Source organism: Microcoleus sp. K1-B1 (genome assembly GCF_036704705.1).
Lineage (GTDB): Bacteria > Cyanobacteriota > Cyanobacteriia > Cyanobacteriales > Microcoleaceae > Microcoleus.
In genome coordinates this window covers 26022-38635 of the sequence record NZ_JAUBSH010000016.1, presented here as the reverse complement: position 1 = coordinate 38635, position 12614 = coordinate 26022, and the positions used below count along the sequence as shown (strand labels likewise).

General features: G+C 44.7%; 16 protein-coding genes. 7 read left to right on the top strand and 9 right to left on the bottom strand.

Annotated features, from left to right (window positions below):
• Positions 1 to 55: 55 nt before the first annotated feature.
• The 3 genes from QUA83_RS08540 to QUA83_RS08530 form a co-directional block, all read right to left on the bottom strand.
• Positions 56 to 898 (bottom strand): YheC/YheD family protein, encoded by an 843-nt coding sequence (locus QUA83_RS08540; RefSeq protein ID WP_333292546.1) that lies wholly within the window; start codon positions 896 to 898, stop codon positions 56 to 58.
• A 108-nt stretch (positions 899 to 1006) separates the two neighbouring features.
• A complete protein-coding gene (locus QUA83_RS08535) occupies positions 1007 to 1696 on the bottom strand; it encodes an ImmA/IrrE family metallo-endopeptidase (RefSeq protein WP_333160792.1) in 690 nt (229 codons plus the stop codon).
• Between the two features lie 15 nt (positions 1697 to 1711).
• Entirely contained in the window at positions 1712 to 2035 is a 324-nt protein-coding gene (locus QUA83_RS08530) for a helix-turn-helix transcriptional regulator (RefSeq protein WP_333159648.1), read from the bottom strand.
• 254 nt (positions 2036 to 2289) lie between these two features.
• Between QUA83_RS08530 and QUA83_RS08525 the strand changes: the two genes are divergently transcribed.
• The 6 genes from QUA83_RS08525 (at position 2290) to QUA83_RS08500 (ending at position 6602) form a co-directional block, all read left to right on the top strand.
• Complete coding sequence (locus QUA83_RS08525; protein ID WP_006634886.1) at positions 2290 to 2556, top strand: hypothetical protein; 267 nt, start codon at positions 2290 to 2292, stop codon at positions 2554 to 2556.
• A gap of 121 nt (positions 2557 to 2677) precedes the next feature.
• Positions 2678 to 3382 (top strand): hypothetical protein, encoded by a 705-nt coding sequence (locus QUA83_RS08520; RefSeq protein ID WP_333292545.1) that lies wholly within the window; start codon positions 2678 to 2680, stop codon positions 3380 to 3382.
• 59 nt (positions 3383 to 3441) lie between these two features.
• A complete protein-coding gene (locus QUA83_RS08515; protein WP_333292544.1) occupies positions 3442 to 3810 on the top strand; it encodes a hypothetical protein in 369 nt (122 codons plus the stop codon).
• A gap of 56 nt (positions 3811 to 3866) precedes the next feature.
• Positions 3867 to 4844, top strand: coding sequence for a hypothetical protein (locus QUA83_RS08510; protein ID WP_333292543.1), 978 nt, complete (start codon positions 3867 to 3869; stop codon positions 4842 to 4844).
• 76 nt (positions 4845 to 4920) lie between these two features.
• Complete coding sequence (locus tag QUA83_RS08505) at positions 4921 to 6000, top strand: hypothetical protein (RefSeq protein WP_333292542.1); 1080 nt, start codon at positions 4921 to 4923, stop codon at positions 5998 to 6000.
• Positions 6001 to 6320: 320 nt separating this feature from the next.
• Positions 6321 to 6602 (top strand): YiaA/YiaB family inner membrane protein, encoded by a 282-nt coding sequence (locus QUA83_RS08500; RefSeq protein WP_190739554.1) that lies wholly within the window; start codon positions 6321 to 6323, stop codon positions 6600 to 6602.
• Between the two features lie 95 nt (positions 6603 to 6697).
• On the opposite strand, the gene QUA83_RS08495 is transcribed toward QUA83_RS08500, so the two are convergent.
• The 6 genes from QUA83_RS08495 to QUA83_RS08470 form a co-directional block, all read right to left on the bottom strand.
• Positions 6698 to 7168 carry a ferredoxin gene (locus QUA83_RS08495; protein ID WP_333292541.1) on the bottom strand — a complete coding sequence of 157 codons (471 nt, stop codon included), beginning with the start codon at positions 7166 to 7168 and terminating at the stop codon, positions 6698 to 6700.
• An 80-nt stretch (positions 7169 to 7248) separates the two neighbouring features.
• Positions 7249 to 7635 (bottom strand): DUF1257 domain-containing protein, encoded by a 387-nt coding sequence (locus QUA83_RS08490; RefSeq protein WP_333051955.1) that lies wholly within the window; start codon positions 7633 to 7635, stop codon positions 7249 to 7251.
• A 40-nt stretch (positions 7636 to 7675) separates the two neighbouring features.
• On the bottom strand, positions 7676 to 7885 hold the full coding sequence (locus QUA83_RS08485; protein ID WP_015176940.1) for a DUF2997 domain-containing protein: 210 nt from the start codon (positions 7883 to 7885) through the stop codon (positions 7676 to 7678).
• 380 nt (positions 7886 to 8265) lie between these two features.
• Complete coding sequence (locus QUA83_RS08480; RefSeq protein WP_333153715.1) at positions 8266 to 9138, bottom strand: ABC transporter permease; 873 nt, start codon at positions 9136 to 9138, stop codon at positions 8266 to 8268.
• A gap of 421 nt (positions 9139 to 9559) precedes the next feature.
• Entirely contained in the window at positions 9560 to 9853 is a 294-nt protein-coding gene (locus QUA83_RS08475; protein WP_333292540.1) for a hypothetical protein, read from the bottom strand.
• 117 nt (positions 9854 to 9970) lie between these two features.
• Positions 9971 to 10573 carry a Uma2 family endonuclease gene (locus tag QUA83_RS08470; RefSeq protein WP_333292539.1) on the bottom strand — a complete coding sequence of 201 codons (603 nt, stop codon included), beginning with the start codon at positions 10571 to 10573 and terminating at the stop codon, positions 9971 to 9973.
• 301 nt (positions 10574 to 10874) lie between these two features.
• Here QUA83_RS08470 and QUA83_RS08465 point away from each other — a divergent pair, with 301 nt between their 5' ends.
• Positions 10875 to 12203, top strand: coding sequence for a pitrilysin family protein (locus QUA83_RS08465; RefSeq protein WP_333292538.1), 1329 nt, complete (start codon positions 10875 to 10877; stop codon positions 12201 to 12203).
• The last annotated feature ends 411 nt before the right edge of the window (positions 12204 to 12614 follow it).

Here is a 12614-nt window from a genome sequence, read left to right as displayed (position 1 = left end):
ATACAGCTTACACCACATTCATCTAAATACGATCGAGTACATTCAAATCGAGCATTTACGGCTTTTTGTTAACAATTAAGGTATCCAGAATGCCTTTAAACATTGTTACGACAATTTGGCGATCGTTATCTCTGACAAAAATATCGTAATTGGGACTTGAGTTAATTTCAATTAACCAATAGGCTCCGTTTTTATCTAGTGCTATGTCAAGCCCCGCATAATTAATCGCAATTTCAGCAAAAACAGGTTTAACAAAATCTTCAATCTCCGACATGAGTTTGGCGTTAATTATATGTTTGGCTTTTGCACCTTCCCAGTGCAGCGGGCTTAAATTACCCGCAAATTTAGCCTGAGATTTGTCTTTCTCGTACAGCAAAACTAGCTTTTCTTTGCAGAATACAGCCCGATATTCGTGGACAATTTCGATATATTCTTGAGCTAGGGCCACATAGTCATAATCTTTGCTGTTGACGTTAAATATAATTTCTAGGGCTTCTTTAATTTGCTCTGTAGTTTTACATAAAAAAACATTGTTGCCACCAGCACCGCGATTTCTTTTGAGAATCACCGGGTAAGCGAATTTTTTGTTTACTTCTAAAACTATTGATTCAATATCTGGGAAAATCAAATACTTTTTATACTTTTCCTCGCAGTGAGGCGAGACAAAACCGAGAGTTCTGGGAGTATTTATTTTGCCGTTTAATAGTTGATAAGTATATTCTTTGTCTTTAAAAATCTCTGCTACTGACGCGCTGTTAAATGGCGTCATGTAATTGACAAAATAATATTCTTCGCCGCCCTGTTTGATTCTAATCAAGTTTTGGGAAGGATGCAGGATTTCGTAAGGGATATTTAATTCCTCACAAGCTGCCAGCAGGATTTCAATATTGGTTAGCATAAAATGTAACTTAATTAGAAATTAATTTTAAAGATTTGAGATTAGAGAATCGATTCCCAATCTCAAACCTCAAATTCGTTAGCGCAGCCCTCGAAGAGGATCGCACTTTTATCCAAACAACCGCTGCTGTCCGTTTGCCGCATCTTTCCCGGCATAAATCTCGCGCGTTCCCTTGGGAATGTAAATCCAATCGAATTCTTGCAAGCGGTTTGTCAAATTGGAAATGCTCACTCCCAATTCATCTCTCATTTTGTATAAATGCGACCACTTAGTTAAATCGCGTCCCTGCCTTTTTTCCTCCAAAATACACCGAGGCATCAACAAACAGCTTGCAAAATATTGCGCTTGCCATTCGATCGACAAAACCTTATTATCAGCACTCGCACCCCGACAAACAAACGGTTCCTCGACATCAGACGCCGTTTGTCCTTGATTGCCTAAATTTAATTCCAACTGTTCCACAGTGCCGTCTGCTTCGTCTTGATTGACGTGTAGCACCCAGTGGCCGATTTCGTGGGCGATCGTAGATTCGATGAAGCCTGGGGGTTTTTCGAGAATCTGTTCGTTGATTTCGATTAACCGCTGCTGCGGCAAAATCCTCGCCGCGATCGCACCTTCTTCATCCGGCTCAATACACTCCCAAACTACGCCCAAATCCAGAAAATCAGCAACCGTTGTCGCATCAAAAGGCCATCTCGGAGCAAAATTTTGCGTTTTCTGCATCTGCATCAAGATGTCATTTGCCAAACGCTCGATCGTTTCTTTGGGATAGAAGCAATACGGTTTAAAAATACTCACTATGAGGGGCCTCTCTTACGCTTCAAAAGATTGTTTGAGCCAATCTGGATTTTCTTGCATCCGGCGGAAAAGAGCCTGCATTTCCTTCGGATTCTGCTTCAGCAGCGCTTCGTACTGCTGCGGCAGTCTCCCCGCCAAGAAAATCAATTCCTCTTCGTTTATGTCGAGATTCCGCGCTAGCGATCGGATTACCTCCTCTTTTGGCGCGTAATCCGCTCGATCGTTCTCCAACTTAGACAAATAAGTAAAATCCACACTTAGCATAGCAGCTAGCTCACGTTGTGAGTAAGCTTTGTCCTTGCGAGCTTGACGGATCAGTCTTCCAAATGTTTGTTCCACGGTTTTTCGCCTCCTGACAAGCATTCTAGCCTGTTTTGATGAAAAGTTCAACAAAATACTTGACGGGAAAATCAACCCGCGCTACCATGATGTTAGTTGACGGTTTAATCAACCATTTAACCCTGACTGGTAGGGTTAAGGGTGCAAATTAGCCTAGCTCACACGCTACATATAGCGTCGTCAACTTGAGAGGAGTGAGAAGCGCTGGGCGTCAAAACGCTTGTACGCAGCAAATAAGGAGGAGCAGATCGCAAATGCTGAGAACCTGGACAGACACGCATTACAAGCTCGAAGACGATGACTGGCTATACATCGCCACCCACGAAGAACAAAGCTCAGCCTCACTGGTGTGTCCCGGCTACGCGCGGGATGGCGAAGGCTTCAGCATCCACTTCACCCCAGCGCACCTAGAAACATTAGAGCATTTGCTCGCCGCGCTGCGGATTATCAAAGCTCAACAAGAGGCGATGCTTGAGTATACCTATCCAGAACCAAAAGCGACAACACATCTCATTAGGTAATCGAAGGAAGAAGGAAGAAGGAAGAAGGAAGAAAAATAATTCGATTGTTGTGAGTTCCCAATTCCCAATTACCGATTCCTAATTGTCAGAACATAAATCAATAACTAAGGAAAAACGAACAATGACTACTAAAACACAAGAAAGACCTACATTTTCAGTATTTGGTGCCAAACCGAGCAATGCTTTGCTAGTACCAGAAATCCCGATCGCCGTCCGCAATAACTGCCAAAGTGGCCAGTGGGCGATCGGCGACACCGACTACGGTTCCAAGTGTTCCATGACAATCCTCAAATTCTCCAAATTCTTCGGTTCCCTCGGTCAAACTTCCCACACACTGTGGGGTCAACTCTGGTTTGTCGCGGAAACAGGCGAACTGCCGCAAGGAGTTGTCATGGTGACATACATCAAAAACCGCAGCTTGAACGATTTTAACCGCTTGGTAGCATCAGTTCAATCTCGCGGCGTAGAGCCGGCAACCGGAATTTTTGTTCCAGAATTTGTCAAGCATTCCGGTCAGAAACCCGACGACAGCGGAGTAGTAAAACCGATCAACTACTACAGCTTGAAATGGTCTTGGAACGAGCGGAAAGATTGGGCGGTTATCGACCAAGCCGCAGCAGTTTTGTCAGATTCTAGCAATCAATCGCGGATGATTGACTTAGAAGGAACAAAAGCTATGGTGTGTTTAGATAACCTGCCGGCGCAGCAAGTTGCCTGCTTGATGGCTGCTCACGCTAGCGGTGAAAGCGATGCTATGGCTTTGAATTCCAACGGCGGTATGTCCCTACCGCCAGCCGAAGACCAATTAACTGCTGACTTGTTCTAATTTTGTTGTAAAGGCGCGATTTAATTGCGCCTTTACCATAACTGTTATAACAGAGTGAAATGAAGAAATTAACCAAGCTGAAAACCAAACCAAACCTGCAAGAAAGCCGTTTGAAAGAGAATCTTGAGCTGCTAGACCAAATTCGGACAGATGCAGTTAACGACATAGAAAGTCTCACCGAAGACTTCCAACACATGACTTTAGTTGCCGAATCAGTCCAGCGGAATTACCGAGCTTTGTTAGCCGAAAATCAATTGCTAAAAGGCGCACTTTTGAATATAATTGATGAGTGCGCCTGCTGGGAAGGAAATCGGTGCGATCGCTGCTGGAAACTTCTCCAAATTCTAGCCAGCGATAATTCCGAAGAAAAACCCGATGCAGCCAGCAAGTACCGTTCCATTCTCAGCCAACTCCGCAACTTAGAATAACTGAAAATTTGTCACTCAAAAGACTCAAAAAAATAGAATCAGGAGAAAAAAGCATTATGACACTAGCACCTGCCAAAGATAGCAAAGCCCAAATTTTGCAAAACTTTCAGCAGATTTTAGCAGATAAAAAAAAGATCGAATCCAAAGTTGAAACCAAAGAACAGTCAGCCGAAAAAGCCAAAAACAAACAACTCCTCGAAGTCGCTTCCACCTACACAATTGACAGCATCGTCAAAGGCTTGGCTGACTTGCAATTAGATTTCGGCAGCATCATCAGCGGACTTTCGGAAAAACTGAAAGCGGAATCTTCCAAATTAGACGAATTAAAACGCGCGATCGAAATTGAAGCCGCACAATTGCAAGAGTTGCAGCAAATCAGAGTTGTAGCAGACGCCCTCCACATTTTAACTCAAGAGCACCGAGAAAAATTGACCCTGCTGGAACAAAACGCTGCTAACCAACGCGAAATTCTAGAAAAAGACACGACCCAAAAACGCAAGATTTGGGAAAAAGAACAACAAGAATTTGATGTAGAAGTTCAAGAAGAGACTGCACTCATAACTAAAAATCGCCAGGAAGAAACAGGCGATTACCAATACGAATTACAGCGCACCCGCAAAATCGAAACTGACGAATACGAAGAAACGAAGCGTAAACTAGAACGGGATTTGCAAGAATCTACCCGCGAAAAAGAAAAAAATTGGGTGGAACGGGAAAAAGTCCTCAGCGACAATCAAGCGGACTTTGAAGAGAATCAAAGAAAAGCCGCCGGATTTGAAGAAGAACTCAAACAGGCTTATCTCAAAGCCAAAGAAGAAGCAATTCAAGAAGTTTCCCGCGAAGCTAAAGTCAAGGCAGATTTAGTGGAGAAAGAGTGGGAAGGAAGCAAGCAAGGATATGAATTGAAAGTCCAATCTTTACAGCAGACAATTGGGCGACAAACCGAACAAATCGCCGAAATTTCCGCGCAACTGCAAGCCACGATGAAGCAAGCGCAAGATTTGGCAATGAAAGCTTTTGCCAACAAAGCTTAAAACCCAGTAGGGTGTGCAATACACACCTTACGAAAAAATGACATAAATTTTCCACGCTATTAAGAAATGAAAAGTCATGAACAAAAAAGTTAGCGACAAAAGCACCAAGGCTGAAATCTTAGAAGCGTACAAGGAAGCAGCGCAAGAAAAAGCGCAGCTAGAATCGCAAATCCAACTATTAAACGCTTCTCAAAAGCAAACAGCAGTCCCAGAAAAACCTCTGGTGGAGGCACCAACACCAATGGCTTTAACTCAAAATCAACAAAAAATGCAGTCCACAATTGATAATTTGATTTTGCTGCAATTTAGCTTTGGTGGCGCTGTCAGCGAGTTGTCGGAAAAATTAACTTCAGAAGCTGCTAAAGTCGAAGAATTGCGCCGCACTGTGGGCGAGGAAATTCAACAACTGCAAGAGTTGCACAGTTTAGAAGATGTTGCAGAAGATACGCTGGACAATTTAATTCAACAGTACGAAGAAAGCGCCAAAACTTTTGCTGGCGAACTCAGTGAACAGCGCGAAACTGTTGAACAGGAATTGTTGGAACGCCGGCAAGCTTGGGAAAAAGAGCAGGAACTGCAAAAATTGACCCTTAAAGAACGCAATGAGAATCACCAAAAAGCTCGTGAGCGGGATGAAGAGTTGTATGATTATGATTTGAATCTTCAGCGAAATCTGGACATCGAAGAATACCAACAGCGCCAGAAAAGACTGTATCAAGAAATCGAAGAGTTTCAGCAAGAACAGGAGAAACAGTGGGCGGAACGCGAAAAATCTATTTCGGAACGGGAAAAACTTTATGCTGAGGTGAAAGCGAAGGTAGAAGCTTTCCCGAAAGAACTGGAAGCTAATATCAAGAACGGGAAAGATAACGGTCGCAATATTGGCAATTATCAAGCTAAAGTTAAGGCGGATTTGTCGGCTAAAGATGTTGAAGGGCAAAAGCAAAATTATGAACTGCAAATTCAAGGGATGTTGCAGACAATTCAAAATCAAGATGAGCGCATTGCTAGCTTGTCAAAACAACTGGATTCTGCTTTGAAACAGGTTCAAGATTTGGCGGTGAAGGCCATTGAGGGTGCATCGAATTTGAGTTCTTTCCAAGCAGTCAGGGAAATTGCGATCGAACAAGCGAAGACTCAGCAAAAAAATAAGTAGATAAGAGTCGGCGGTTGAAACGGGTCAAGAGCCAAACTCTGGTCGGTGGAGGCGGAGTGGGAGAAGTAGGGTGCGCCGGGCCGCGCACCTTACGCTATTTTGAGAAAAAACTAGCTTTCCTTAGTGGAGTTTTCAAACTGTCCACTCGCTGCGAGTCTTTCTTGAGCCTCAAACCCTATCTACAGCGTTAGAGTTTTTAGTAAAAAGTTCGATCGCACTGTTCACTTATCGAAACTGTCCCTTCCTCTCCTGACCGCTTCACTCACGCTATCTATTCTTTAAGTTAATGAACCAAAAGATATATTTGACTTAGAGGCACTATGCAGAAACAAATCATACGCCAAAAAGATACTAATGCTTGGATACTTCAATGCTGGGTTTCTTTTATTCTTGCCATTTCCGCAACTACTGTAGGTATCATTTATTTACAGGTAGATCCCTGGCAGAAAGCTTTTATGGGTATGGGTTTAACTTTTTCAATCGGCTCGTCTTTTACTTTAGCAAAAACCATTCGCGATAACAACGAGGCAACAACATTAACTGCCAGAATCGACGAAGCTAGAGTTGAGAAAATTCTCGCTGAGCACCATCCTCTCAAATAAACTTGAATTATACAATCTATACAAAAAACAGCCCGCGCGGGCTGTTTTTGTTGTTTGAGCCACAGGTTTCAAGCTGCGGATGGGAATTGGGGATTTCAATGGTTACCTTTGAACTTACGATCGCCCAACTTATTCTTTTGTCGCTGGCGACCACGGGCCCGAATCGTCGCATACTCCACGGGAAAGCCCACGACAGGAATCACCTGATCCTTGCGTTCTTCTTCCAGATTCTTGAGTTCGGTGTAATCAACCCAGTGAATGCAATTCACCGGACAAGTGTCGATCGCCTCAGCAATCAACTCTTCAGAATCCCCGTCTTGTCGAACTACGCGCGATCGACCGTAATCCGGTTCAATATAAAAAGTATTGCGAGCAACGTGAGCGCAGTGCTTGCAGCCAATGCAGGTAATCTCATCAACATAGACACCTTTTTGGCGCAACACGCCGCCCAACTCCGGTTCCAAACCAGAGCGATCGGGCGCATCCCGCAAAAACCCTCCCAACTCCGGCTCTAAACCAGAGCGATCAATTGCTGTATCTATTCCGAGTCCAGAAAGCTCAGACATTTAGACCCCCACAATAGTAAATAAGTCCGCGCAGGCGGACTTTGATGAAACAAGATTGCAAAAATCTCGAAAAAAAATTATTAAGCGCACCAGCGTTGCACCACCAAGCGGAGCGAACCGTCTTGATTTTGCTTTTGCTCAGAAATTTGGAAACCCTGCTTAGCGCTTTCATTCACCACAGTATGGTAAGCGTAGCGCTGAGTCACCTTATTCAGAAAACGGTCTACAGACCAAGCTTGCTGCCAAAACTGCAAGTCAGCCACCAATTCATACTCAGTCCCGTTCCAGCTAAAACCTACGTCGTAGCCGTTTGTTTGCTCAATCACGACCTCAGCGGTGCTGGTTAGGCCGCGATAGCCACGCACCTCAGTTGGACCCGACTTCCAGTCGATACCCAAGTCAGTTAAAGCAGCTTCCAAAGAATTCAAATTGCGGATCTGGGTCTTAATTTGGCTAAAGTGTGACATGGTGATTCCAAAAAAATTTAAGTGAACTCAACAAAAAAAATTACCAATCGCTAAAAGCCACTTGGGCCGTCGCTTCGGCTGACTGATGCAGCGCTTGCGTGAAATATTCAGATGTTGACTCTTGATGAAGCACCACGCCGAGCTGAGCTTCAATTGCAGCCGTTACCTCAGCACAGGAAGCACCGACAATGCCGGTGACTGTTTCCTGTACGCGGCCATCTGGATAGATCACAAACTCTAGTGTTTCCATAATGCGGGCTGACTGAATAGGAATATTGAGAACAGACACCGACACCAGCAAGCCAGGGACGATGCCTCCTGAAGTAGCTTCTTGAGAGTTGGCTGACTGAAAAAGCGCTATATCAATTTTGACGAATTGATAGGTTTTGAGTCACAACTTAACAGAAGTTATTAATAGGTAGAAGCAATACATCAGTTGTATGTAAAGTTTCGCGTAGATCGTGACAGCAGTCAAGTCACTATATATGTAGATTTTAGATTTTAGATTTTAGAGTGAGGAAGAAGGAAGAGGGGATGAACCGCAGAGGGCGCAGAGGGCGCAGAGGGCAGAAGGCAGAAGGTAAAAGGCAGAAGGCAAAACGCAAAAATATAAATTCCCCCACTCCCCCTCTAATTCGCTCTGGGGTCTAAAACGTCTCGCAGGCCATCCCCCAAAAGGTTGAAACCAAGAACAGTCAAGGTAATCAGCAAACCGGGAAACAAAATAGTCCAAGGAGAAGAAAGAGCGTATCCGCCCTTAAAAGCATCAGAAAGCATAGTTCCCAACTCAGGAACCGGCGGCTGTGCGCCCAAACCCAAAAAACCCAAACCAGCAGCTTCTAGTGTCGCCGTACCAGTCGAAAGAGTTGCTTGTACAACTAGAGGCGCGAGACTTCCCGGCAAAATGTGGCGAAAAATAATCCGTAAGTCGCTGGCGCCCAAGGCCTTGACAGCCAAAACAAATTCTTGTTCCCGCAGAGACAGCACCATACTGCGAGTTAAACGGATGTAAATCGGAATTTGCACGAGGCTGACGGCGATAATTACGCTTTGCAGGCTCGGCCCGGTGACGGTAACAACGCCGATCGCCAGTAAAATCGAAGGAAAAGCTAACAAAATATCCGCCAAAGTGCCGATCGCAATTTCCAGCAACCCCCGAAAATACCCGGCCACCAGCCCCAAAAGCGCTCCCACAATTAAACCCGCACCCACAGAAACCAGGCTAACAAGTAAAGAGATCCCCAATCCGTGCCACACCCGCACCAACAAATCTCGCCCCAAACCGTCGGTGCCAAACCAATGTTTAGCGCTAGGAGCAACCAAGCGCGACAAATAATCTCGATCTACCGCCGAATCGTAAGGAGAAAGTAGGGGGGCCAACAGTGCCGCGATCGTCAGCGCTACAGTCAAAATTAAGCCGATTTTCCCCGAAGTCGATCGCCAAAATCGTTGAAAAGCTGCTTGTGGAAATATTAAGTTTTTCTGCAAATTTAGATTTTCCATCTTTTGCTGTCACCAAAAAAACTCAGGACTTATTGCCAAACTTTTTAGGACTGAGATAACTGTGGTGCCCATAAACTGATTAATTCATTGACAAGGGCGAGCAATTCAGATACAGACTCATTGACTTCGGGCGCTTCAAATCCATGAATAAATCGGTTTCTTACGCTTAAAAGTAGCATTGCTCGATCGTACTCTTCGATTGAAAGTTCTCCTTGCGAATACATATGTTTGATGAGAGATACAGTTGGAAATCTTTCAATTGGAATAATAGCCTCCTCAGCTCGTCTACGCAAAAGTGCTTCAAGTATTCCCCAAAGTGATAAAAACGCGCCTTCAGTTTCTCCTAATGAAATTAGACGTTTATCCTGGTTTTTCTAGTAAAAAATTGTTGCCCAGATAATAGATTTACTTCATGGGAGTTTTATTTTAGAAAAGCATCTTCTTCAGTAATTAATAAGAAACGCCAGCCTGTATTTTCAGAAACAATTTCAGCAATTTCTTTCAACCTATCTATAGATATTTGCCTGCCGGAACCGTTTAATTCGATTATATAACCTTCGGCTTCGTTCTTTTTTACAATCAAATTTGGACGATATGTCCCTAAATCGAAAGGGATGTCTTCTGGTTCAGGGTCAACCAATACTGTATAGCCTGCTTGCCGATATTTTTCAGCAATTTTAGACACTGATGTGTCGTGTATTAATTTAGCGGTCATTGATAACTTTTCAGCGCTTTTGCTTGACGTATTCTAACGTAAACGCACTCACTATCACAACCCCCAGGCTTCTTCTGCAGGATCACTCTAAAATCGAATCTACCCAGCATTTGCTATTTACCAAATACTTGATAAGTCGAGAATAAAACCCGGTAAAATAGATTCACCGCTGAGGGTGGAAGGGTTATCTAAACATTCTACTTCGGTATGGGGTCTGTAAATATAAACTTGGCGGTTTTTTCGATCGATTAACCAACCCAGAGAGACACCGTTATCAATATATTCTTGCAGCTTGTCTTTCAGGGATTGTAGGTTATCGCTAGGAGAACGCAATTCTACAACAAAATCAGGAGCAGTTGGGGCAAATTTTTGCTGTTGTTCCGCGGTTAAGCTGTTCCATTTTTCCAATTTTACCCAAGCAGCATCAGAGGATTTAATCGCGCCGTTAGGGAGGGTAAATCCGGCGGAGGAGTCAAAACCGATACCTGTTCCGTTTTGTCTTGTCCAGATTCCTAGTTGGACAATTAAATCAAAGTTACGGTTGCCGGTTTCTGAACCTGTGGGCGACATAATGGTAATTTCTCCCGTGGCGGTGCGATCGATACGATAGTGTTGGTTTTGTTGGCAGAAAGCAAAAAATTGCTCGTCTGTCATGTCAATTGCCGGAGATACTTGCAACACTAAGGGGGTAATTTCTTGTTGCGAGATGGTTGGAGTCATGGTGAGGAGAAGAGCGTTGTGTAAGTTGGGCTTTTCCTGCTATTATATCTCCGAATAAATCAACATCTAAGGAATTGCCAAATAATTTATTAGGCGGTTGATAATTCGGAGCGGTGGGTAATAAATCTGATGCTGACTGTGGAAACATCAAGGGCGGTTCCCGCATACATAAAAGTCGGTGCAAATTCTCGGCGTGTCATTGGCATTCTTGCCACGATTGCTCTATTGTAGCTGCTAATTGCTAAGGCAGAAATCTAAAGACCCTTTAAGATATAGAGAACAAGATCAATTTAAAAGCACAATGACATCCACCCTACTCAAAACCTCAGCCCGATCGCCCCTCAACGCCCCAACAATCCGCCATTTCCCCAACGGCCTCACCGTTATAGCCGAACACTTGCCGGTTGATGCTGTTAACCTCAGCGTGTGGCTCAATTTAGGCTCAGCCGTCGAACCAGACGACATTAACGGCATGGCTCACTTTTTAGAACACATGATTTTTAAGGGAACTCCGAGCATTCCCAGTGGCGAATTTGAGCGCGCGATCGAGCAACGCGGCGCTGTCACCAATGCAGCCACCAGCCAAGATTACACTAACTACTACATCACCACAGCCCCTAAAGATTTTGCCGAACTAGCCCCGCTGCAAGTAGATGTGTTGCTCAACGCCAGCATTCCCGACGACGCCTTCGATCGCGAAAGGCTGGTAGTCTTAGAAGAAATTAGACGATCGGAAGACAATCCCCGCCGCCGCACCTATCAGCGATCGATGGAATTAGCGTTTGAAGTCCTGCCCTACAAGCGACCGGTACTCGGCCCGACTGCGGTAATCGAACAGTTGACAGCGCAACAAATGCGGGATTTCCACAGCAGCAGATATCACCCAGGGGCCATGACAGCCGTAGCTGTCGGCAATTTGCCAGTCGATCGACTAATAGAAATTGTCGCAGACAGTTTTGCAGCAAAAAGTACAGCACAAACCAACAACATAAATGTGCCTGCTGTCGGCAACTTTCACCCAGAATCCCAAATCCCCAACTACGGCCAAGAATCGCCGTTTACAGAAACAGTCCGCCGCGAATTTGTAGACTCTGCCCTTCAGCAAGCCCGACTGATCGTGATGTGGCGAGTGCCAGGTTTCATGGAAATGTCCGAAACTTATGCCCTAGACGTTTTGGCGACAATATTGGGTCACGGCCGCACAACTCGCTTGGTTCAGGATTTGCGCGAAGAAAAAGGGCTAGTCTCGTCAATTTCGGTCAGCAACATGACTCAGCGACTCGGCGGCGTATTTTCAATTTCCGCTCAACTACCGACAGAAAACTTGGCAGCAGTGGAAGCTGCGATCGTCCAACACATCCGCACTCTCCAAACCGAACTGGTGACAGATGCCGAAATTTCCCGCATCCGCACTCAAGTAGCAAATCGGTTTATCTTTGGTAACGAAACTCCGAGCGATCGAGCAAGTTTGTACGGTTACTATCAGTCGATGGTAGGAGATATCGCTCCCGCCCTCAACTATGCCGCCTGCATCCAAGCTCAGACTGCCGAGGATCTCCGAGAAGCCGCCGTCAAATATCTGTCTCCCGACGCGATGGGTGTTGTGGTAATTCGCCCGGACGAAGCATAAATCTGACTTCGCCTCAACAGGGAAATTCTGCCATCCCTCTGCTTTTGAGGCATCCAACAGCGTTCGGCATTCGGCAGAAACAAGGTCAACGCGCACGAGGGATTTTTAGTCAAGAGTGCGTGAAATTCGATCGGCTCTCGCCTTGAAGGTTTTGTATCAAATAATTAATATGAAGCCTTTAAGGTACGGGCGATCGGCAAAATTACCGTAATTTTATGAGACGATAAACTGGGAATTATTGAGGAGCAAGCAATTTAGTCTAGGGAAACCGGGTTGATCGGCATCGTAATTCTAAAATCTAAAATTTAAAATCTAAAATTTAAAATCGATTGAGCGGCAAAATTACCGTAATTTTATGAGACGATAAACTGGGAATTATTGAGGAGCAAGCAATTTAGTCTAGGGAAACCG